The organism is Streptomyces sp. CNH287 (assembly GCF_000424825.1).
This window is the reverse complement of the sequence record NZ_KE384253.1, coordinates 63,519-85,837: the sequence shown is the minus strand read 5'-3', so window position 1 is coordinate 85,837 and position 22,319 is coordinate 63,519. Positions and strand designations below refer to the sequence as shown.

The 22,319-nt window shown below is 71.5% G+C and carries 18 protein-coding genes; 11 read left to right on the top strand and 7 right to left on the bottom strand.

The window, feature by feature from the left end; translation table 11 throughout:
* Positions 1-10 precede the first annotated feature (10 nt).
* The 6 genes from H299_RS0129855 (at position 11) to H299_RS0129830 (ending at position 7,012) form a co-directional block, all read left to right on the top strand.
* A complete protein-coding gene (locus tag H299_RS0129855; protein ID WP_027751427.1) occupies positions 11-1,219 on the top strand; it encodes a phosphatidate cytidylyltransferase in 1,209 nt (402 codons plus the stop codon).
* A gap of 154 nt (positions 1,220-1,373) precedes the next feature.
* Entirely contained in the window at positions 1,374-2,480 is a 1,107-nt protein-coding gene (gene rlmN / locus H299_RS0129850) for a dual-specificity RNA methyltransferase RlmN (protein WP_027751426.1), read from the top strand.
* Between the two features lie 203 nt (positions 2,481-2,683).
* Positions 2,684-3,757 (top strand): thiamine ABC transporter substrate-binding protein, encoded by a 1,074-nt coding sequence (locus H299_RS0129845; RefSeq protein WP_027751425.1) that lies wholly within the window; start codon positions 2,684-2,686, stop codon positions 3,755-3,757.
* 84 nt (positions 3,758-3,841) lie between these two features.
* Positions 3,842-5,491, top strand: a complete 1,650-nt coding sequence (locus H299_RS0129840; protein ID WP_199782535.1) for an ABC transporter permease — start codon at positions 3,842-3,844, stop codon at positions 5,489-5,491.
* On the top strand, positions 5,491-6,522 hold the full coding sequence (locus H299_RS0129835; RefSeq protein ID WP_037761416.1) for an ABC transporter ATP-binding protein: 1,032 nt from the start codon (positions 5,491-5,493) through the stop codon (positions 6,520-6,522). The genes H299_RS0129840 and H299_RS0129835 overlap by 1 nt, the downstream gene beginning before the upstream one ends.
* Positions 6,523-6,715: 193 nt before the next feature.
* Positions 6,716-7,012, top strand: a complete 297-nt coding sequence (locus tag H299_RS0129830) for a hypothetical protein (protein ID WP_027751422.1) — start codon at positions 6,716-6,718, stop codon at positions 7,010-7,012.
* Between the two features lie 172 nt (positions 7,013-7,184).
* On the opposite strand, the gene H299_RS0129825 is transcribed toward H299_RS0129830, so the two are convergent.
* Together H299_RS0129825 and H299_RS0129820 are read right to left on the bottom strand one after the other, a co-directional pair.
* A complete protein-coding gene (locus H299_RS0129825; protein WP_027751421.1) occupies positions 7,185-8,405 on the bottom strand; it encodes a hypothetical protein in 1,221 nt (406 codons plus the stop codon).
* Positions 8,387-9,172 carry an ATP-binding cassette domain-containing protein gene (locus H299_RS0129820; RefSeq protein WP_027751420.1) on the bottom strand — a complete coding sequence of 262 codons (786 nt, stop codon included), beginning with the start codon at positions 9,170-9,172 and terminating at the stop codon, positions 8,387-8,389. Before H299_RS0129820 ends, H299_RS0129825 begins: the two co-directional genes overlap by 19 nt.
* A gap of 278 nt (positions 9,173-9,450) precedes the next feature.
* Here H299_RS0129820 and H299_RS0129815 point away from each other — a divergent pair, with 278 nt between their 5' ends.
* Complete coding sequence (locus H299_RS0129815) at positions 9,451-10,899, top strand: gamma-aminobutyraldehyde dehydrogenase (RefSeq protein WP_027751419.1); 1,449 nt, start codon at positions 9,451-9,453, stop codon at positions 10,897-10,899.
* Positions 10,900-11,226: 327 nt separating this feature from the next.
* Positions 11,227-11,592, top strand: a complete 366-nt coding sequence (locus H299_RS0129810) for a zinc-ribbon domain-containing protein (protein ID WP_027751418.1) — start codon at positions 11,227-11,229, stop codon at positions 11,590-11,592.
* A gap of 70 nt (positions 11,593-11,662) precedes the next feature.
* Here the strand turns inward: H299_RS0129810 and H299_RS0129805 are convergent, their stop codons facing one another.
* Together H299_RS0129805 and H299_RS0129800 are read right to left on the bottom strand one after the other, a co-directional pair.
* The gene (locus tag H299_RS0129805) at positions 11,663-12,358 is read right to left on the bottom strand and encodes a glycerophosphodiester phosphodiesterase (RefSeq protein WP_037761413.1); all 696 of its coding nucleotides are present in this window, start codon (positions 12,356-12,358) and stop codon (positions 11,663-11,665) included.
* The gene (locus H299_RS0129800) at positions 12,340-13,374 is read right to left on the bottom strand and encodes an adenosine deaminase (RefSeq protein WP_027751416.1); all 1,035 of its coding nucleotides are present in this window, start codon (positions 13,372-13,374) and stop codon (positions 12,340-12,342) included. Before H299_RS0129800 ends, H299_RS0129805 begins: the two co-directional genes overlap by 19 nt.
* Positions 13,375-13,714: 340 nt before the next feature.
* Between H299_RS0129800 and H299_RS38785 the strand changes: the two genes are divergently transcribed.
* Positions 13,715-14,170 carry a hypothetical protein gene (locus H299_RS38785; RefSeq protein WP_078513153.1) on the top strand — a complete coding sequence of 152 codons (456 nt, stop codon included), beginning with the start codon at positions 13,715-13,717 and terminating at the stop codon, positions 14,168-14,170.
* Here H299_RS38785 and H299_RS36995 read toward each other — a convergent pair.
* Positions 14,103-14,678, bottom strand: coding sequence for a phosphatase PAP2 family protein (locus H299_RS36995; RefSeq protein WP_486587488.1), 576 nt, complete (start codon positions 14,676-14,678; stop codon positions 14,103-14,105). The two genes, H299_RS38785 and H299_RS36995, sit on opposite strands and share 68 nt — an antisense overlap.
* A 352-nt stretch (positions 14,679-15,030) precedes the next feature.
* Positions 15,031-16,380, bottom strand: a complete 1,350-nt coding sequence (gabT, locus tag H299_RS0129790) for a 4-aminobutyrate--2-oxoglutarate transaminase (RefSeq protein ID WP_027751415.1) — start codon at positions 16,378-16,380, stop codon at positions 15,031-15,033.
* A gap of 340 nt (positions 16,381-16,720) precedes the next feature.
* On the opposite strand from gabT, the gene H299_RS36990 reads away from it, so the two are divergent.
* Both H299_RS36990 and H299_RS0129780 read left to right on the top strand, forming a co-directional pair.
* A complete protein-coding gene (locus H299_RS36990) occupies positions 16,721-18,934 on the top strand; it encodes a type IV secretory system conjugative DNA transfer family protein (RefSeq protein ID WP_486587502.1) in 2,214 nt (737 codons plus the stop codon).
* A gap of 57 nt (positions 18,935-18,991) precedes the next feature.
* Positions 18,992-20,737 (top strand): PucR family transcriptional regulator, encoded by a 1,746-nt coding sequence (locus H299_RS0129780; RefSeq protein ID WP_027751414.1) that lies wholly within the window; start codon positions 18,992-18,994, stop codon positions 20,735-20,737.
* Between the two features lie 142 nt (positions 20,738-20,879).
* Here the strand turns inward: H299_RS0129780 and H299_RS0129775 are convergent, their stop codons facing one another.
* The gene (locus tag H299_RS0129775) at positions 20,880-22,259 is read right to left on the bottom strand and encodes a M14 family metallopeptidase (RefSeq protein ID WP_027751413.1); all 1,380 of its coding nucleotides are present in this window, start codon (positions 22,257-22,259) and stop codon (positions 20,880-20,882) included.
* Between the last annotated feature and the right edge of the window lie 60 nt (positions 22,260-22,319).

Below are 22,319 nucleotides of genomic sequence, written 5' to 3'. Positions count from 1 at the left end.
GCTGTTACCCGTGACTGACTCATCCCAAGGGGCCCCGCCGCCGCGCGTGGGCCACTGGAACCCGCGCCGTCCGGGGCCCCCCGGCCCGGGGGGGCCCGCCCAGCTAAGCGACGGGTCGGCTTCCGCGCGCCTAGGCGTCGACCCGGCGGCCACGTCGCAGACTCGGCCCATGCCCATCGTGCCTGACCCGGGAGCACCCGAGCCCGGCGATCCTCGTTTCCGTCCCCGCGCCCGTCCCGGCCCGGACCCCGGCGCCGACCCCGGTGGCCGCGGCCGGGGTGAACAGGCGCCGGGTGAGCACGGCAGCCGTGACGACGCGGGCGGCGCCCTGCCGCGCGGTTCCGGTGAGCCGCCGCAGGCGCCAGCTCCGGGCAACCGTGCGGGCGCGCGTGCGGAGGGAAAGAAGCGTGCCGGGCGTGACCTGCCCGCCGCGATAGGGGTCGGTCTCGGGCTCGGCGCCGTCATCATCGCCTCGCTCTTCGTCTACAAGCCGGCATTCGTCGGTGTGATCGTCGTGGCCGTCGTCGTCGGTCTCTGGGAGCTGACCTCCCGGCTCGCCGAACGCAAGGACATCCGGGTTCCGCTCGTGCCGCTCGCCCTGGGCGGCGCCGCGATGGTGGTCGCGGGCTACGTACGGGGGGCGGAGGGCGCCTGGGTGGCGATGGCCCTGACGGCGCTCGCGGTGCTGGTCTGGCGGATGACGGACGCGGCAGAGCAGTACCTGCGGGATGTCACCGCGGCCGTCTTCGCGGCGTTCTACGTACCGTTCCTGGCCACGTTCGTGGCGCTGATGTTGGCTGCCGACGACGGCGCCTGGAGGGTTCTCACCTTCCTGCTGCTGACCGTCGTCAGTGACACCGGTGCGTACGCGGTCGGGTGGCGCTTCGGCTCACGCAAGCTCGCACCGAGGATCAGTCCCGGCAAGACACGGGAGGGGCTCTTCGGCGCCGTCGCGTTCGCGATGGCGGCCGGAGCGCTGTGCATGCACTTCTTGATCGACGACGGCACCTGGTGGCAGGGGCTCGTTCTCGGCCTGGCCGTGGCAGTCAGCGCCACCCTCGGCGATCTCGGGGAATCCATGATGAAGCGGGACCTGGGCATCAAGGACATGGGCACCCTGCTGCCGGGTCACGGGGGAATCATGGACCGGCTCGACTCCATACTGCCGACGGCGCCGGTGGTGTGGCTTCTGCTGGTGGTCTTCGTCGGGTCCGGCTGACCCGGCCGGCCGCGGTCTGGGGCCGATGCGGCCCCGTACGGTGCGGCCGCGGCGCGTGCGTGCGCCGTCGGCGCGGCGTACGGCGCGGAGCCGTACCGGGGCGGGGTCAGTGCGGTACGGGGCTCCGCCGCGGGTCTGCGACACTTGAGGAATCATGCCTGTACCCGGAGAACTCACTTTCGTCGCGCCGCGCGGGGCCACCCGGCCGCCGCGGCACCTGGCCGACCTCGACCCCGGTGAACGCCGCGAGGCGGTCGCCGCGCTCGGCGAGAAGTCGTTCCGTGCCAAGCAGCTCTCGCAGCACTACTTCGCCCGCTACGCGCACGACCCGGCGGAGTGGACGGACATTCCGGCGGCTGCCCGCGAGAAGCTCGCGGCGGAACTGCTGCCGTCGCTGATGAGTGTCGTACGGCACATCAGCTGCGACGAGGACACCACGCGGAAGACTCTCTGGAAGCTGCATGACGGGACGCTCGTCGAATCGGTGCTCATGCGCTACCCCGACCGGGTCACCATGTGCATCAGCTCACAGGCCGGATGCGGCATGAACTGCCCGTTCTGCGCCACCGGCCAGGCAGGGCTGGACCGCAACCTCTCGACCGCCGAGATCGTCCACCAGATCGTCGACGGGATGCGGGCGCTGCGGGACGGCGAGGTGCCGGGCGGCCCGGCGCGGCTGTCCAACATCGTGTTCATGGGCATGGGGGAGCCCCTGGCCAACTACAAGCGGGTGGTCGGGGCGATCCGGCGGCTCACCGATCCCGAACCGGACGGGCTGGGCATCTCGCAGCGCGGCATCACGGTCTCCACGGTCGGTCTGGTACCGGCGATGCGGCGCTTCGCCGACGAGGGCTTCACCTGCCGGCTGGCCGTCTCCCTGCACGCACCGGACGACGAGCTGCGAGACACCCTCGTCCCGGTGAACACCCGGTGGAAGGTGCGCGAGGTCCTGGACGCGGCCTGGGAGTACGCCGAGCGCTCGGGGCGGCGCGTGTCCATCGAGTACGCGCTGATCAGGGACATCAACGACCAGGCATGGCGGGCCGACCTGCTCGGCCGACTCCTCAAGGGCAAGCGCGTCCACGTCAACCTGATCCCGCTGAACCCCACCCCCGGCTCCAAGTGGACGGCCTCCCGCCCGGAGGACGAGCGCGAGTTCGTACGGGCACTGGAGGCGCACCGCGTGCCGGTGACCGTGCGCGACACTCGCGGCCAGGAGATCGACGGTGCCTGCGGCCAGCTGGCCGCTACCGAGCGCTGACCCGGGGAAGGCCGGCCGGGCGGACTGGTACTGTTCGAAAGAACGTTTATGTAGAACCGACAGGGGAGCGCGAGCAGCGCTGAGAGTGCGGCAGTATCGGCCGCAGACCCTCGAACCTCGCCCAGGTCATGCTGGGTAGGAAGTTCGGACCTCCTCTCGTGCTGCCCGCGTGCCCGCGTACTTCCGTACCCGAAGGCAGTCCGATGAAGCAGTCCGCTATCGCCCTACTCACCGTTGCCCTGGGTCTTCCGTTGTTGGCCGCCTGCGGAGGCTCCGACGGAGACCAGGGGGGTGACGGGGCGAAGAGCGTCACGCTGGTCACGCACGACTCGTTCCAGGTCTCCAAGAAGGTGCTGCGGGAGTTCACCGCGAAGACCGGCTACAAGGTGCGAATACTGCGCGGTGGTGATGCGGGAGCCGCCGTCAACCAAGCGGTGCTGAACAAGGACAATCCGCAGGGAGACGTCTTCTTCGGCGTGGACAACACCTTCCTCTCCCGCCCCTTGGACGAGGGAGTGTTCGCCCCGTACGAGGCCAAGGGCTTGAACAAGGTGCCGAAGAAGCTCCAGCTGGATGCGGGGAAGCACCGTGTGACGCCGGTGGACACCGGGGACATCTGCGTCAACTACGACCGGAAGTACTTCGCCGACCGGAAGCTCGAGCCGCCGCGCACCCTCGCCGATCTGGCCCACCCCGACTACAAGAACCTCCTGGTCACCGAGAACGCGGGCACCTCGTCGCCGGGCCTGGGCTTCCTGCTCGCCACGGTGCGGGAGTACGGGGCCGACGGATGGCAGGACTACTGGAAGAAGCTCCGGAAGAACGGAGTGGAGGTGGTCGACGGCTGGGAGCAGGCGTACACCGAGCGCTTCAGCGGTTCCGGCGCGGGCAAGGGCAAGGGCGACCGTCCGCTCGTCGTGTCGTACGCCTCCAGCCCGCCGGCCGAGGTGGTGGGCAAGGACCCGCAGCCGAAGCAGGCTCCGACGGGGGTGGCCGAGGGCACCTGCTTCCGGCAGATCGAGTTCGCCGGGCTGCTCGAGGGCGCTTCCAACGTGCAGGGGGGCAAGGCACTGCTGGACTTCCTGTTGAGCAGGTCGTTCCAGGAGGACCTGCCGCTGAGCATGTTCGTCAACCCCGCCAGCACCGAGGCCGAGCTGCCGGAGCTGTTCACGACCTACGGCGTGACCATCGACGATCCGGCCACTATGGAGCCGGCCCGGATCGGGAAGAACCGCGACGAGTGGGTGAAGGCGTGGACCTCACTCATGCTGAAGTGACCGTGTGAGCGGCATACCGTGCTGAACGAGGCGACCAAGCCCCGTACGGGGCCACCGGCGCCGCCGCTCCCGCGCGGCGGTTCGATGCGGCACCGGGCAGCGGTGGTGCGGCTCGGCCTGATGGCCGTGCCGGTGGTCTTCTTCGCGCTCTTCTTCGCCTACCCCGTCGTCGCCATCGTCGGCAGGGGCCTGCGAGCGGACGGCCACTGGCAACCGCACCGTGTCGCGGACGTGCTCACCGACTCCGCCACGCTCCACGTCCTGTGGTTCACCCTCTGGCAGGCCGCCGCCTCGACGGGGCTCACGCTGCTGATCGCCCTGCCGGGCGCCTATGTGTTCGCCCGCTTCGACTTTCCGGGCAAGCAACTGCTGCGCGCGCTGGTGACGGTGCCCTTCGTCCTGCCGACAGTAGTGGTCGGTTCGGCCTTCCTCGGACTGCTGGGCCGCGGCGGGGTACTCGACGAGCTGTGGGGCGTACGGCTGGACACCTCTGTCTGGGCCATCCTCCTGGCACACGTCTTCTTCAACTACGCGGTGGTCATACGCACCGTCGGAGGGCTGTGGTCCCAGCTCGATCCGCGGCAGGAGGAGGCCGCCAGACTGCTGGGAGCGAGCCGCTTCGGTGCTTGGCGGCGGGTGACCCTGCCTGCCTTGGGCCCCGCACTGGCCGCAGCGGCACTGATGGTCTTCCTGTTCACCTTCACCTCCTTCGGAGTCATCCAGATCCTGGGCGGACCGCGTCACGCGACGCTTGAGGTGGAGATCTACCGGCAGACGGCCGGTCTGCTCCAGCTGCCGACCGCGGCGGTGCTGACACTGGTGCAGCTCGCGGCCGTCACTGTGCTGCTTGCCCTGCACGCGTGGACGGTGCGGAAGCGGGAGAGTGCGCTTCGGCTCGTCGACCCCGAACACACCTCGCACCGGCCTCGGGGCGTGGGGCAGTGGGCGCTGCTGTGCGGTGTCCTGACCGTCATCGCACTGCTGATACTTGCGCCCCTCGGCGTCCTGGTCGAACGTTCGCTCCGCACCTCGGCGGGCGGTTACGGGCTGACGTTCTACCGTGCCCTGGGGACCGTCGACGAGACCGGCACCTTCCTGGTCGCGCCCGTCGAGGCGATCGGCAACTCCCTCGCCTACGCGGCTGTGGCCACCCTGATCGCCCTGCTGGTCGGGGGCCTCGCTGCTGCCGCGCTCACCCGCCGGGCAGGCAAACTGGTGCGGGGGTTCGACGCGTTGCTGATGCTCCCGCTCGGCACCTCGGCCGTCACAGTCGGTTTCGGATTCCTGATCGCCCTGGACGAACCGCCACTTGATCTGCGCGCATCCTGGATTCTCGTGCCGCTGGCCCAGGCCCTGGTCGGTGTCCCCTTCGTGGTGCGGACGATGCTTCCGGTCCTGCGGGCGGTCGATGTCCGGCTCCGCGAAGCGGCTGCCGTGCTCGGCGCCTCACCGTGGCGCGCCTGGCGCGAGGTCGATCTGCCCCTCGTACGGCGCGCACTCCTGATCGCGGCGGGCTTCGCCTTCGCCGTCTCGCTGGGGGAGTTCGGCGCCACCATCTTCATCGCCCGCCCTGACAGCCCCACGCTGCCCGTCGCCGTCGGACGCTTCCTGGGGCGCGCCGGAGAACTCAACTACGGGCAGGCCATGGCCCTGAGCACGGTGCTGATGCTCGTCTGCGCCTGCTCCCTGCTCGTACTCGAACGTCTGCGGACCGATCGCTCAGGAGAGTTCTGATGCTTCGACTCGAAGGAGCGAGTGTCCGTTTCGGCGCGCGCACCGCCCTGGACACGGTTGACCTGGAGGTCGCCGACCACGAGACGGTCTGTGTGCTGGGGCCGAGCGGAAGCGGCAAGTCCACTCTGCTGCGGGTGGTGGCCGGCCTTCAGCCGCTCGACGCGGGGAGGGTGCTGCTGTCGGGGCAGGATCAGAGCGGCGTTCCGGCGCACAAGCGCCAACTCGGCCTCATGTTCCAGGATCACCAGCTCTTTCCGCAGCGCGATGTCGGCGGCAACGTCGCCTTCGGCCTCCGCATGCGCCGTACGGGGCGCGCGGAGGTGGAACGGCGCGTGGCCGAACTGCTGGAACTGGTCGGACTGCCAGGTGCCCGTGGCCGCGCCGTCGCATCCCTGTCCGGAGGAGAGCAGCAGCGTGTGGCACTCGCCCGCGCCCTGGCGCCGCAGCCGCGCCTGCTGATGCTCGATGAGCCGCTCGGCCAGCTCGACCGCAGCCTGCGGGAGCGCCTTCTCGTGGAACTGCGGCAGCTCTTCCGCCGGCTGGGCACCACGGTCCTCGCGGTGACGCACGACCAGACGGAGGCGTTCGCCCTGGCGGACCGACTGGTCGTCATGCGGGACGGACGCATCGCGCAGACCGGTTCCCCCCTCGAGGTGTGGCAGCGTCCCGCCTCCGAATTCGTGGCCCGCTTCCTCGGTTTCGAGAACGTCGTCGAGGCGACGGTGCGTGGTGACACGGCGGAGACGCCCTGGGGCACCGTCCCGGTCCCGGCCGGCACTCCAGGCGGAGACTGCCGCCTCCTGGTCCGCCCGACCGGCCTGGCGGTGTCGGGGCCGCGGGAAGGCTTGCCGTGCACGGTCGTCGGCCGAACGTTCCGCGGCGGGGCGACCTCAGCCGTCTCGCTGCTGCTTCAGCCCGCGACCGGGCCCCGTCTGGAGGCCACCTCCACGCTTCAGGCGGCTCCTGAGATGGACGAGAAGGTCGGGGTCAGCTTCACCGGGGGCGACGTCGTGGTGCTGCCCGGTACGTAGCACCCGCCGCCCGCCCGCTGCCGAGGCAGGAGGCTCGGCACGTCCGGAGCTTGTCCGTGTCCGGCGTCTGTCCCGTGTCCGGTCGCCGCGCCGATGATGTTGCTGACCCTCTTCCGGCTCCGGACGATGCGCACCGGGAACCTCTCCGCCCTGCTGGTGTTCGGTGCCTTCGGCGCGCTGTTCTACTTCGCCAATGCCCCTCGTCGTGGCGGCCCGAGCGGTGGTCGCCTCGGCGCTGACCGCCAGGCAGTCCGCGCGATCCGTCCTCGTCACCGGGCTGGTGGTCTCCGTGACGGGGCTGCTGCTCCTCGGCCGTGTAGAGCGCGGCCCGGTACGGGCCGAACGGCACAACCGGGGCGCGACCGGGAAGACCGGAGCACCGCCTGCCTGCGCCCGCGTGGCGGAGTCGGCGGGCACCCGGCACCCGGCACCCGAGGAAGACGGTGCCCTCGGTGTCGGCGTCCGCCAGGGGCATCCGTGCGGGTGGTGAGGTCGAGGAATTGTATCCGGAGTTGGCAGAGGGACCGCGTCTTCGCGAGGACTCGGTCGAAGGCGTCGAGTGTCCCGATCTCCCCGTGCGGGGCGGCGGTTCGGGAATCTCCAGGGGCAGCATGCCGTGAGAGCGGGGCGCGGCGTGTCCGGGGCCGGACGAGCGGCCCGGATCACTCTGCGGCTTGGCTCAGGGGCAGTGCGGCGAGCGTGCCCACGAGACAGGTCAGCGGCAGCAGTACGGCCACCAGCACCGCACCCCGCAGCGCCGCCGCTCTGCGCAGCAGTGACCTGGGCGCACCCAGCTGAAGAAGGACCCTGTTCGTGGGGGCGCGCGAGGCTCGGGACGCGGTGACCGCCGTCACCGCGCTCGCGGTCGCGCAGGACACGATCAGCAGCGTCCCCAGCACGGTCAGCGGCCCGAACACCCGCGCTCCGTCGGCGGATGCCGCGCCGTACAGGTCGAACGCCGCGAGCGCACCCGCGGCGACGGCGCAGAGCACGCCGAGGGGGCGGCCGAGGCGCTCGGCTTCTTCCTGGAGAACTCTCCCGGACAGGAGTCGCAGGGCGCCGGGCCGTCCCGCGCTGATCAGCCGCCCGGACAGGCGGGTGAGTCCGGGCCCGGCCAGGACCAGGCCCAGCGCCGTCAGCAGCCAGCCGCCGAGCACCCCGGGCGGGCTGCCCTCCAGGGTGCCGGGCAGTGGAAGCAGTTCGGGCTTCGCCGCGCCCTCCTGTGTTGCGCGGCCCGCAAGCGTGCTGATCGCGATGCCGAGCGCGGCGATCGCCGCGCCCCAGGGCAGGCTTGCCTGCATCGGGGGTCGTCCCGCGTGAGGCGGTGACCAGGCGCCACACACGTCGCGCCGTACGCCGCTCTCCGTCAGCTCCGAACGCGGCCGGACGGTGAGCGCGCTCGCCGATGCCACGGCGAACGGGGCCACGCACAGCAGGAGCATCATCGCCCCCGCGGGGAGCGGCCGGTGCGCGGAGAGCGCGTCGGCCGCCGCGCCGTGGAACGGCACCGAACCCGGGCCGCCGCGCAGATGCAGGAACGCCAGCAGCGCCACAGCGCTGCCCAGCGCGGACGCGACGCCGGTCGAGAACGCCGCAAGCACCGGCAGCCGCCCCGGACCCATCCCCGCCGCGTCCAGCGCGGACAACGATCTGGGCCCTGCCTCGGTGCGCACCCCGACGACAGCCAGCTGCACCGTCGCCGCCAGCGGTGTCAGGCACCACAGGAGCCGCACGAGGGCGTCGCCGGAGTGACGCGGATGAGCGGCGGCATAGCTGAGGGTGCTCAGCAGGAGGAAGCCGATGCCGGCGGTCGCGCAGGTGAGCAGCAGCCTCCTGGCCAGAGCGGGCGGAGGTGCGCCGCGTACTAGGCGGAGAGCGAGCACTCGGCGCTGCCCTCCGGCTCGGGCGCGGGAGCTGCCTGGGGGCGCCGCCCGTCGACGAGCGCGACACATCGGTCCACCAGCATGGCCCCGGCGGAGTCGTGGAGGCGGGCGGCCGGGTCACCGCCGCCCGCGGCGGTCGCGACGGCAGCGGGGTCATGGGAGGCGAGTACGACCGTGATGCCGTGCGACCGCGCCGCCGCGGTCAGCGCGCGTAGCGCCCGCAACCGTTCGACCTGGTGGAGGGGCGCGGTCGGTTCGTCCGCGAAGAGGACGGCGGGGGAGTGTGCCAGCGCTCGGGAGATGGCCACCCGTTGACGCTGCGACTGGAGCAGGCCTGCCGGGCGCACGCGGGCGCAGCCGCCGATGTCCAGCCGCTCAAGCCACTCGTGGGCCGCCGTACGCGCCGCACGGTGCCCCGTACCGCGCAGGAGCAGGGGCAGCGCGACGTTCTCCCAGGCGGTGAGTTCGGGGACCAGCTCAGGCCCGCTGCCGATCCAGCCGAAGTGCTCCCGACGGAGCCGCTCGCGCCCCGACCGCCCCAGCGTGTGCACCGGCACGTTGCCGAACCAGACCTCGCCCGTGGCGGGGAGGAGCCGTCCGGACAGGCAGGCCAGCAGGGTGGTCTTGCCGCTGCCGCGGGGGCCGGCGATGCTGACGATCTCCCTCTCCCGCACTCCGAGACCGACTCCCTGCAAGGCCGGGGAGCCGTCGTACGCGTAGTGCAGTCCGCGTGCCCAGAGCACGTCGTCCTCCGGCGGGGCAGCCATGCACAGCACCTCCACTCACCTCGGCTCCGCTCGTCCTACCCCCGGCCGGGTGAACGACCGTCGGGCGTATTGGTCACTGGCACCGTAGGGACAGCCGCGGTGCCGGTGCGCGGAGGCTCGGCGCGAGGGCGGCCCACTTCCCTCCGTATGGACTCATTCCCGCACGCCTCATCCCGGACCCTGCGATGCGCGCCCCTTCGGGATGGCCGCCGCGGTGGTTAGGCTGGCGGCTCCAAGGATGTGTCTCAACTGATGGACAGCTGACAGGAGGGTGCGAAGTGACCGCCGAGCTGCGTCGACTGCGCAACTACATCGACGGGGAGTTCCGGGATGCCGCGGACGGGCGTACGACTGAGGTGATCGACCCGGCGACCGGCGAGGCGTACGCGACCGCCCCGCTGTCCGCCGCCGCCGACGTGGATGCCGCGATGTCCGCCGCCCAGGCCGCCTTTCCGGCCTGGCGTGACGCCACTCCCGCCACCAGGCAGCGCGCCCTCCTCAAGATCGCGGACGCGCTTGAGGAGCGACAGGACGAGCTGCTGGCCGCCGAATGCGAGAACACCGGCAAGCCGCTGGAGCTGACCCGGCAGGAGGAGCTGCCGATGATGCTGGACCAGATCCGCTTCTTCGCCGGGGCCGCCAGGATGCTGGAGGGGAAGTCCGCGGGCGAGTACATGGACGGGCTCACCTCGTTCGTCCGTCGCGAGCCGGTCGGCGTGTGCGCGCAGGTCGCGCCCTGGAACTATCCGATGATGATGGCTGTCTGGAAGTACGCCCCGGCGCTCGCCGCGGGCAACACGGTCGTTCTCAAGCCCTCCGACACGACCCCCGCCTCGACCGTCCTGATGGCGGAGATCATCGGCGGCGTGCTCGCCGCGGCGGATCTGCCCCAGGGCATCTTCAACATCGTCTGCGGTGACCGGGACACCGGCCGGCTCATGGTCGAGCACCCGGTGCCCGCGATGGCTTCCATTACCGGCTCCGTGCGGGCGGGAATGGAGGTGGCCGGCAGCGCGGCCAAGGACGTGAAGCGGGTCCATCTGGAGCTGGGCGGCAAGGCGCCTTGCGTCGTCTTCGGCGACGCCGACATCCCGACTGCGGTCGAGGGCATCCGGGACGGCGGCTTCTTCAACGCCGGACAGGACTGTACGGCCGCCACCCGTGTACTGGTGCACGAGTCCGTGCACGACGAGTTCGTCACGGCGCTCGCCAAGGCCGCGGCCGAGGTGAAGACGGGCGACCTGGGTGACGAGGACTGCTTCTACGGCCCTCTGAACAACGCCACGCATCTCGCCAAGGTCAGCGGCTTCATCGATCGGCTTCCCGCTCACGCCAAGGTGGAGGCAGGTGGTGAACGCGTGGGGGACAAGGGCTACTTCTTCGCCCCGACCGTCGTCTCGGGCCTGAGGCAGGACGACGAGATCGTGCAGAACGAGGTGTTCGGCCCGGTCATCACCGTCCAGTCCTTCGCCACGGAGGAGGAGGCGGTGGCCTGGTCGAACGATGTGGAGTACGCGCTGGCCTCGTCCGTCTGGACGACGGACCACGGGCGGGCGATGCGGATGTCGAGGGTGCTGGACTTCGGCTGTGTCTGGATCAACACGCACATCCCGCTCGTCGCCGAGATGCCGCACGGCGGCTTCAAGAAGTCAGGCTACGGGAAGGACCTCTCCGCCTACAGCCTTGAGGACTACACGCGCGTGAAGCATGTGATGACGGCGCTGTAGACGCCGCCGTACGGGGCACGGTTTCCCGGTCTCTCCGCCGATGGGGCGGGCGGCCTGGGCCGCGCCCCGTACGGCGCGGACGCAAGCGCGGGCTGAGGGCCAGGGCCGCCCCCGGGGTGGGCATCTGTCCCGGCTTGCAGCGGAGTTGTGACGCCTGGTCCTTGACGGGTGGAGTGCGGTGAATGGTTGGCTAGGGGGTGTCCGCACAGTACCGGCGGAGCGGCACGAAGACGGCGCCCTCACCGCCGCTCCTGCCTCCCGTGACACACTCCACCTCCGTGCTTCAGTGAATGTGCTACCGCACATGCCCGGAAAGGCGATCATCCCGTGATCATTTTTGGCACCTCCTCGAAGACGCTTCAGCTGGCGATGCTGAACCTGCTCTGCGGCTTCTGTGGCAATCCGTCGGCCCACGCCTTGCGTAAGCGGGTCACGAAGTTCTCCCTCTTCTTCATTCCGCTCTTCCCCATAGCACCTGCGAAGCACTCCATGCAGTGCACCTTCTGCGGCGCCGAGAGCGAAGTGAGCAAGGAGAACGTCGAGCACCTTCTCGCCCAGGGTGGCCAGCCGCAGCCGCAGGGGTACGGCGCGCCCCAGCAGCAGGCGCCCGCCCAGCCCCAGAACACGGGCAACCCGTTCGCGGGCCAGCCCCAGCAGGGTGGTCAGCCGGGCCAGAACCCCTACCAGTCCTGAACGCGAGCGGGTCGACCGGGCCGTTCGGTCCGGACCGGTCGGACCAGCGGTCAGCACCGCAGGGGGCGGATCACGTCCCCCGCACGGTGCGGCCGAGGAGGCCGGACAGCGTGTCGATGCGGTTGGTGGTCAGGGACTGGACACCCATCGCGATCAGCCGCCGCATGGCCCACCGCGTGTCCGGGGTCCAGGCCGAGACGCGGTAGCCCGCCGCCTTCGCGCCCCCCACCCGCTGCTCGCTGAGTACTCCGAAGCGGTAGTTGAGCCATCGGGGCTCCACGTCCGCCAGCAAGGAGGCTCTGATCGGCGCGCTGCGGCTCCAGGTGAGGGCGATCTCCGCGTGCGGATCGGCGGCCCGTACGGTGCGCATCGCCACTGGTCCGCCGCAGTAGTAGACGCGGTCGGCCGCCCCGGCCTCCCGTGCGGCGTGCACCGTCGCGGGGCCGGCGGTGGGGTCCGGGAGATCGATCAGGGTGCGTACCTGCCGCGTCGCCGCCAGAGCTTCGGCCAGGGTCGGCACGCCGCCGTCGGTGAGTTCGCGGAGGCGGGCAGCAGTGATGCCTGTGACGGCCGCGTCGTGGCCCCACAGCCGGTGGAGAGTGCGGTCGTGCACCACGACCGGCACGCCGTCGCGGGTGAGTCGGACGTCCAGTTCGACGGCATCCGCTCCGGCCGCCAGCGCGCAGCGGAAGGACTCCAGGGTGTTCTCCCGGGCGGCGTACGGTGCGCCTCGGTGCGCGACGGCGGTTACCGCTGCTGCTGCCATGCCGACAGGTATACGTCGATCTCCGCCGTGAGCCGGTTTTTGCCAGGGGTGTCGAGGAAGGACGCCTGGACCGCGTTCTTCGCCAGTGCGGCCACTCCCGGTGGGCCCAGCCCCAGCAGCCGTGCGGCGATGCCGTATTCGGTGTTGAGATCTGTTCCGAACATCGGGGGGTCATCGCTGTTGACGGTCACAAGCACTCCGGCGCCGACCATCGTGCCGATCGGATGCTCGTCCAGCGTCTCGACCGCGCGCGTGGCGACGTTGGACGTCGGACAGACCTCCAGCGGGACGCCCTGCTCCGCCAGGTACGCGAGCAGCTTCGGGTCCTGGGCCGCACTCGTACCATGCCCGATGCGCTCCGCCCGCAGGAAGGTGAGCGCTTCCCACACCGTCTCCGGCCCGGTGGTCTCCCCCGCGTGCGGCACGCTGTGCAGGCCGGCGGCGATCGCCCGGTCGAAGAAGGGCTTGAACTGCGCGCGGGGCACTCCGATCTCCGGGCCGCCCAGACCGAACGAGACCAGGCCGTCCGCGCCGAGCCGGGTGTCCGTCGCGATGCGCGCCGTCTCCTCCGCCGCCGCCAGGCCCGCTTCGCCCGGGATGTCGAACGACCAGCGGAGCACGACACCCAATTCCTTCTCCGCGCCGCGCCGCGCATCCTCGATGGCCTCGACGAACGCGGCGTCGGGAATGCCGCGGCGGGTCGAACTGAAGGGCGTGACGGTCAGTTCCGCGTAGCGGATGTTCTGACGGGCCATGTCGCGGGCGACCTCGTACGTCAGCAGCCTCACGTCATCGGCATCCCTGATGAGGTCGACGACCGAGAGGTAGACGTCGATGAAGTGCGCGAAGTCCCGGAAGGTGAAGAACTCTGCGAGTGCCTCCGGATCCTTGGGCACCGGGGTGTCAGGGTGCCGTGCGGCGAGGGAGGCGACGATCCGAGGGGAGGCGGAACCGACATGGTGTACATGCAGCTCGGCCTTCGGGAGCCCGGCGATGAAGGTGGTCAGATCAGACAACTAGGGCCTCCGGTACGAGGGGTTGGAGTCATCGTAATCGGGCGTCGGCGCCCGCCGCGGGTGCCCGCAGATCGCCACGTGGCCGACGGGGCGGCACGGCCAGCGGTGCGCCCTGTCGGGGCCTGGCGCCACGGCCACCGCCCGGCCGTCCGCCGGTCACCCTCGGCTTCGGCTACCGGCCAAGGGGGCAGGGGCACAGTCCGCGGCCCGCCGTCGGGCGCCCCGTCCTGCGCCTCTTCGGCTGTGACGTGGGACACGAGAAGCCGAGTGGTGAAGTGATGTAAGGATTCTTCTCGACAGCCCTCTCTGTGGTGACAGCGCATCATCAGAGAGGCGGACCATGAACAGCACACCGGAGGCCGGCGGCCCCGTCGAGTGGCTGGCTTCCGTGGCCGCCGACCCGGTGGTCTGCCGACGTGACTGGGAGCGGAGTCCGCTCGGTGTGACCCTGCTGCCCGCCGGTCTGCGGTGGGATGTACTGATCGTGACGGGTGCCCTGGGCCCTCTCACGCTGAACGTGCTGACTGCCTGCCTGGAGCGGCCGGGCCCGGTCCTCGCGGACTTTGGGGTCTCCCGGCTGGGATTCTTCGTCCCGCCCGGCACGGTCACCCACTGGCTGGGGGCAGGAGTGCGAGGCGCGGGTCCCGGAACCTGGATCGTCGCGCCGTACCCCGGGCGTACGACGGGGGGTGTGCGCTGGCTGATCCCGCCGGACGGCTCCGGAACACTCACTGATCCCGGGGTCCTGGAGTCGGCGATGCACGAGGCCGCGGCGCGAATCGCCGGTGTCGGCTGAGGCGTTTGCCCAGAGCCGCCAGCCCACAGAGCACCAGCACTGCCAGCGCCCAGCTCGCTGCGACGTCCGTGGCCCAGTGGTACCCCCGCAGCACGAGTCCCGCGCCGACCCCGAGGTTCAGGAGCGCCGCCGCGGCGTACGGGGCCCGGCGCCGACCGTCGTACAGCAGCGCGAGCGCGCCGTACGCCAGCGCGGCCGTCGCCGCGTGGCCCGAGGGGTAGTAGCCCGCGTAGTCACCCAGCGGCGCGCCATCCGGACCCGAGCGGCCCACGAGGTACTTCAGGGGCAGCACCAGGAGCGGAACGGCCACGGCCGCGAGAGCGGCGAGAGCCAGCGGTGCCGGAGAACTCCGGCGGTACGCGAACACCGCGGCGCCACTCGCCAGCACCGTCAGCGCGATCAGAGCGCCGCCGAGGTCGGCGAAGAGCTGCGCCGCCGCGGCCACGAGGCCGCCCGACGGTGCCCCGTCCGGGGCGGAGTCACGCAGCGCCCGGTCCGCAGTGAGCAACGGTCCATCGACGGCGACCTGCCACGTGAGCAGCAGGAAGACGACAAGGGAGGAGACGGCGCAGACGAGGAGCGGCCGCCCCGGGACCGGGGGGAGGGTCCCGAGACGGCCGCTTGGACCGGACCGCCGCACGCCCCGGGGGGTGTGGGACGAGCGGCCATCCGGTCTGTGAGGTGCGTGCGCGAGGGCACGGCCGGGCCGACCCTGGGGAAGAGGCGACTCGGCGTTCATCTGCTGGAACGGTACGACAGGCGGCGTGTGCCGGACAGCGGGATCACGGTCCCAGCATGCGGCTCACACACACTCTTCACCCCGCACGTTCCGGAGGGGGACCCGCTGGTACCGGATGTGCTCAGAGCCCGGCCAGCGCACCCTCGATGATGTCCAGGCCCTCGTGCAGCAGCTCCTCGCCGATCACCAGCGGAGGCAGGAACCGCATCACGTTGCCGTAGGTCCCGGTGGTCAGGACCAGCAGGCCGTCCTGGTGGCAGGCCTTGGCGAGCGCGGCGGTCGCCTCCGGGTTCGGCTCCTTGCTCCCCGGCTTCACCAGCTCGATCGCCAGCATGGCCCCGCGACCACGTACCTCGCCGATGACCCCGTACTGCTCCGCGAGCTTGTGCAGTCGAGGCTTCATGACCTCCTCGATCCGCCGCGCACGCGCGGGCAGGTCCAGCTCGCGCATGGTCTCGATCGACCCGAGGGCCGCGGCACAGGCGACCGGATTGCCGCCGTAGGTGCCGCCGAGGCCGCCGGAGTGGGCCGCGTCCATGATCTCCGCACGGCCCGTGACGGCCGCCAGCGGCAGTCCTCCGGCGATGCCCTTGGCCGTGGTGATCAGGTCCGGAACGATACCCTCGTCCTCACAGGCGAACCACTGGCCCGTCCGGCAGAACCCGGACTGGATCTCGTCGGCGACGAAGACGATTCCGTTCGCCTTGGCGAATTCGGCGATCCGCGGCAGGAAGCCCTTCGCGGGCTCGATGAATCCGCCCTCGCCCAGCAGCGGCTCGATCAGGATGGCGGCCACGTTCTCCGCCCCCACCTGCTTGTTGATCTGGTCGATGGCCTGGGTCGCTGCCTCCTCGGCGCAGTTCTCCGGCCCCGTCAGCCACCGGTAGGGGTAGGCGACCGGGACCCGGTAGACCTCGGGCGCGAACGGCCCGAACCCCTGCTTGTACGGCATGTTCTTCGAGGTGAGGGCCATGGTGAGATTCGTACGGCCGTGATAGCCGTGGTCGAAGACCACCACGGCCTGACGCTTGGTGTGCACCCGGGCGATCTTCACCGCGTTCTCGACCGCTTCGGCGCCGGAGTTGAAGAGCGCGGACTTCTTGGCGTGATCGCCGGGGGTCAGCTCCGCCAGCTGCTCGCAGACCTCCACGTACGGCTCGTACGGCGTCACCATGACGCAGGTGTGGGTGAACGCGGCCAGCTGGGCGCTCGCGCGCCGTACGACGGCCTCCGCGCTGTTGCCCACCGAGGTCACGGCGATGCCTGAGCCGAAGTCGATGAAGGAGTTGCCGTCGACGTCCTCGAGGACGCCACCGCCCGCGCGCCGCGCGAAGACCGGCATCACGGTGCCGACACCGCTGGCCACAGCCGCTTCTTTACGAGCCATCAGCGCCTGCGACTTCGGCCCGGGGATCGTGGTGACAATGCGGCGCTCCTGCGGGAGGTCCGGTCCTCCGGACGCATCGGTCATCGTGCTCATAGCGCTCTCCTCGGGAGGAAGTGGTGTGCCTCGTTCTCCGCAGGCTAGGGGCAGGTGCTGGGGGGAGACATGCACCGTCGCGGAGAAGTGGCCGTGTCGTGTTGGCCGCGGCGGACATAGGCGTTCACGAGCCAGGCCGGAGGCCGCGAGGAAACGTCCCCTGACCGCGCGCCGAACGGGGCCGCCCACGCCGGTACGAGACCCGCACCAGCGCACCCCGGCCCTCTCCGGCGCGGTTCGGGAATCGAGTAACTCGCGCACTGTGCCGCTAGATTGGGTAAGCAGACGGTGACACTCGTGGGCTGAGCAGAGGTAGAGGCACTTGACGGACATGGACTCCGCCCGTCGTGGACAGGAGCCGGGCGGCACCTACGGATACGGCGTGCCGCGGCCCGGTGCGCCCCGGAACGGGGCTCTCCCTCCGGCAGCCTCGCGGCCGGCAGGCCCCCCGCCTCCCGCGGCCCCGCCGTCGCCTCCGCGAGTTCCGTCGCGGGCCGCCGGGCAGCCTCCGATGCCCGAGCAGGCTCCGAACGCCGGCCCGCCGCTGAGCGACTGGTTGCGGATGCCCCGTCCGGAGGCGGAACCGGGCATTTGGCGCTGCGGATACGAGCGGCGCCCGCCGCAGGACCCCGAGCGCACCCCGGCCCGTCAGCTGATCAGTGGCGCCGTGGTCTCGTTCCTGATCGGCTGGCTCCTGTGGTCCCTGCTGTGGAACGGATACCTGGGCCCCTACTGGCTGTGGCCGCTCGACGTCCTGACCCCTGAAAGCGGGCGGTCCGGGGATCTCTGGGGTCTGGTCTCCTACGCCTACTGCGGCCTCGTCCTCGCGGGGATCGCGGTCGTCTTCGGCCGGATCGGCCACTGGCAGGAGGTCTGGCGCCGTGCCCGCGCGCGGCTGGCCCGCCGCCGCCCTCCCGTCGCGGCTCCACGACAGCCGGCGACCCCCGAGAGTGACCCCGCCGAGTGGCCCGAAGTACGCGCCGGCGGTGCCCCGGACGTGGCGGAGCGGCTTGCCGCCGAGGTCCGGAGCGGCCGGATGGGCGACGTCGACCACGCCCGCATCGCCCGTGCGTGGCATTCCGTACGGGCCAGTGCGGGGCGGCTGCCCGCGTTCACCGAGGCCGTTCTGCGGGACGGCGCCGCCGCCTGTGCCCACCCTTCCGGCGACCGCGACCTCCCCGTCCGCGCCGCCCGGCACGACCTCTCGCTGCGGCAGGTCCGCATCGGCACCGCCGCCGACACCACGCGCAACCCCGACGACTACCGGGGTGCCGGCTTGGCCCTCGACCCGGCCCTGCTCGGGACTTCGGTCCTGGCGGTCGGACCACCCGGTTCGGGAAAGTCCAGCAGGCTGGTGCGGCCTGTGGTGGAGTCCTTGTGCCTGCAGGCGCTGGCGGGACAGGCGGCGGTCGTCGCGGTGACCGCGGCCGGTGCCCGGCTCGCCCCGGACGACGCCTTCGATGTCGTCGTGCGCCTGGGCCGCCCCGAGTCCGCCTACGGGCTGGACCTGTACGGCGGCTCCGCCGACCCTGATGAGGCGGCCGGGATGCTGGCGGAGGCCCTGGTGGGCGATCTGGCCGCGACGCTGCCGGGAGGGGACAGCCGCCGCGCGGCGACGGCGCTGGCTCAGCTCATAGGCCCCTTCCAGGCCGTCTACGGGCGTTTCCCGGACGTGCCGGAGCTGCGGGAGCTGCTGGACGCCTCACCAGCCGCTCTCGGCGGCCTGCGGGCCGCGTTGGAGGAGGCCGGGCTGCATACCCAGGTCCGGGAGTTGGACGCGCATGAACGGCAGTCCGGCCGCTCGGGCGACACCGGCCCGCTGCTCGCGGACCGTATCGCACTGCTGGACCGCCCGGCGTTCGCCGACTTCTTCGTTCCCTCCGGCACGAAAACCGCTCCCGGCGCGCACCGCCCGTTCTCCCTGCGCACGCTGGAACACCCGCTGCGCGTCCGGATCGATCTGCCGGAACGTGGCCACGCGGAGGCTTCCCGTATCTTCACGCGATTGGTGCTCGCCCAGTTCACCGAATGCGTGGCGGCACGTGGCGACCAGTCGTTGTTCGCTTGCCTGGTCCTGGACGACGCCGCGCAGACGGTCACCCCGCAAGCTCTTCGCGGAATCCAGCGGCTGCGCTCGGCGCACGCCGGCGTGCTGCTCACGCTCCGCGCGCTGGATGAAGTGCCCTCCGCGCTGCGGGGCCCGCTGCTCGGCGCCGTCGGCTGCCGGATGGTGTGCGCCGGGGTGACTCCGTGGGACGCCGAGCACTTCGCCGAGGTATGGGGGACGGAGTGGGTGCAGACCCGCGATGTCACCAACCGCGAACTGGTCTCGGACGAGCCCCTCACCCGCGTGATGCACGCGGTGCGACGCCTCGCGACGGGCAGGTACGTCTCTGCGGAGTCCGTGACCGTGCGGACCGTGCAGCGTGAGCGCTGGTCCGCCTCCGACCTGGCGAACGAGCTGCCGCCCGGACACGCGGTGCTCTCCATGATGACGGTGCGCGGCGAGCGCACGCCGCCCGTGCTGGCCAGGCTGGGGGAGTGAGGAGGGGCGCGAGGAGAATGCCTGTAAGGGGATGGGCGCCTGTACGGTGAGGGCGTTATGCCACCGACTCTCGCCAGCCTCGTCCAGCACTCCGCGCTCCGGCTCTCCGTGCTCGCGGGACAGGACCGGCTCGATACCCCCGTGCGCTGGGCTCACGCCAGCGAGCTGGCCGATCCCACGCCGTACCTGGACGGCGGGGAGCTGATCATGATCACCGCGCTGAAGCTGGACGCGGAGGACCTCGAGACCATGCGCGGATACGTCCGGCTGCTCGCAGGCAAGGGGGTGGTGGGGCTGGCCTTCGCCGCCGGGGTGAACTACGAGAAGGCGCCGGAAGCCCTGGTCAGGGCGGCTCAGGAGGCTGACCTCCCGTTGCTCGAGGTGCCGCGGCGTACCCCCTTCATCGCGATCAGCAAGGTGGTGTCGGCGTCCATCGCCGCCGGCCAGTACCGCGCGGTCACGGCGGGCTTCGACGCGCAGCGCGACATGACCGCCGCGGCACTCTCGGAGGAGGGCCCGGCGGCCCTGCTGGCCCGGCTGGCCGGGCACGTGAACGGCTGGGCCGCGCTGTACGACGCCGCCGGCACCATGGTCGCCACCGCGCCGGCCTGGGCGGTTCGCAGGGCCGCCCGGTTCATCGGAGACGCGGAGCGCCTGCGCGACCGCCCGGCGCCCGCGAGCGCCGTGGTCAGTGAGTCGGAAGCGGGTGACGACCGGGTCGAGCTCCAGTCGGTGGGGACGGGGCGCCGGGCGAAGGCCGTGCTCGCCGTGGGTACGGCTGCCCGGCTGGGCACGGCGGAGCGCTATGCGGTGCACTCGGCCGTGGCACTGCTGACCCTGACCACCGAGCGCTCGCGTGCCCTCCAGGAAGCCGAGCAGCGGCTGGGCGCGGCGGTCCTGCGGATGCTGCTGTCCGGCGAGGCGGACCACGCGCGTGCCGTGGCCGGGCAACTGTACGGCGGGCTGCTGGACGCTCCGATGCGTGTGATCGTCGCGGAGCCGGCGTCGGCTCCGGTCGGCCGTACCCGGGGCGCCGGGACAGCCGCCGCGCGGCGCGCCATCACGCCTGCGGGCGCTCCCGTGACGGGGCGGGAAGCGCCTCCCCCTGGTGACAGCGGACGGAGACCGAGAGCGATACAGAGCGGCGCCCCGCTGGGCGGCCCCCTCACGGCGCCGTCCGGGCACTCCGCGCCGGACGTTCTCGACGATCTTGCCGACGCTGTGGAGACGGCTGCGGCGCGCAACGGTGAGGCGGTACTCGTCGTCCCGGACGGTGAGCGGCTCGTGGTGCTCGCTTCGGACGGCGGTGCGGCGGTCGCCGCCTGCGCGCGCCACGCGGCCGAAGTCGCGGCAAACCGGCCGGAGGCTGGTTCCCGACAGGTGGAGACAGCGGTCATCGGCGTCTCCGCGCCCGCCGGGCTCCCGGCCGTCCCCGTGGCCTTCAAGCAGGCGGGCCAGGCCCTCTCCGTCGCACGCCGTCGTGGCACGGTCCTCGTGGAACACGAGGATGTCGCCGCGGGCTCCGTACTGCCGCTGCTCGCCGACGACGCCGTGCGCGCCTTCGCGGACGGCCTGCTGCGCAAGCTCCACGAGCACGATGCGCATGGACGGGGCGACCTCGTCGCCTCGCTCCGCGCCTGGCTGTCCCGCCACGGCCAGTGGGACGCCGCCGCGGCCGACCTCGGCGTACACCGGCACACGCTCCGCTACCGGATGCGCCGTGTCGAGGAGATCCTCGGGCGTTCCCTGGACGACCCGGATGTGCGGATGGAACTCTGGCTGGCGCTCAAGGCCACCGGCTGAGTGCTCTCGGCGTACGCCGCTCCCCGCATACGCCGCTCCCGGATCGCCGGGTTGCCGCTCGGAGGGCCGTGGCCCCGTACGCCGCGGCCTGCTCCGCCGGACGGCCCGGCGGCCACCGGCCGGGCCGTCCGTGTCCGCGGGGTCAGCCGGCTGCGCAGTACTCCTGTTCCTTGCCGATCGAGCGGTACATGCAGTCCGCGTTCTCGAGCAGGATCAGCACCGCTTCCTTGTTGCGGGCGGTCTGCTCACCGATCACCTCGTCAGGCGGGTAGAAGCCGCCGCCCCCGGCGGAGCCGGGATACATCTCGAAGGTGTACGAGAAGATCTTCTGGTCGGCCCACATCCAGTCGTTCACGGAACCGTCGGTGATGTAGAGGTCGCTCGACTGCTGCGGCGTGTAGCCGTTGCTGTCGGCCATCGACGTGCCGATCGCTGCGAAGGCGTCCCGGTCGTCCTGGGTGAGCCCGCCCGCGGTGTCGTCGTAGGTGTAGCCGTAGGGCCACAGCACCAGCTCGCTGTACGTGTGGAAGTCGATGTGCGCGGTGATCTGCTGTTCGCCGGCCACCACCCGGCTGCGGGCGAAGTCCGCCACCACGCCGACCTCCGTCGAGGATTCCGCCGAGGGCCCGTGGTAGGTCTCGGAGCCGGGGCTGCCGCTGGAGCCGCCGCAGCAGGCCCACTTGTAGTCCCAGTTGCGGTTGAGGTCGGTACCGACGGCCGACGAGCCTGGGTTGGGTTCCCGGTTCTTGCGCCACATCCGGTAGCTGCCGGAGGCGATGTCGTACTCACCACCGTCAGGATTGACGTCCGGGATGACCCACAGCTCCCGTTCGTCGACCATCTTGGTGATCCGTTCCTCGGCCCCGTACTTCGCGCCGAACTCGCCCAGGGTGTACAGCGCCATCTCGACGGTGAGGTGCTCGCGGGCGTGCTGGTGGTGGGTGAAGAGGACCTCGGGCTCGTCCTCGTCCTGTGCCGCGTTGTCGCTGATCTTGACGGCGACGATGTCCCGGCCCTCGTAGGACTTGCCGATGACCTTCTTGGCCATGATGTCCGGGTACTTCGCGAGGTAGCCGTCGATCTTCTCGTTCGCCTCGGCGTAGTTGTGGTAGCCGGAGTCCGCCGGCGGGAAGTCCTTCGCCTTGGGCGGCTCGCCTGACCGCGTGCGGTCGGGTGGGCCCTCGAGCGAGGTGAGCCGGTGGCCGAGCCGTTCGACGGCGCGGATTCCGGCCGCGTCCCCGGTGATGACCACCGAGTCCGTGTGCACGGTGTCGATCGAGACGCCGGTCGCGGCGACGGCGCTGCGCTCCTTACGGCTGTCGACGCCGGCGACCCGGTAGCTCTTGGGCGCCGCAGGCGCGGCCAGGTCTCCGGTCTGTGCTCGGGGTCCGGCGCTGCGCGCCGACGGCGCGTCGGACCGTGCTGATTCGGTGGCCTGTGCGGTCACCGGGGCGGCCAGCGCGAGGGCCAGCAGTACGGCTGCGGTGGTGGTCCGCTTCTTGCCGCGTATTCGTGTGCGCATCGCATCTCCTGGGGTGTCCAGTGCGACGGGTGGGGGACTGTGCTGAGCTGCTGTGCGCGC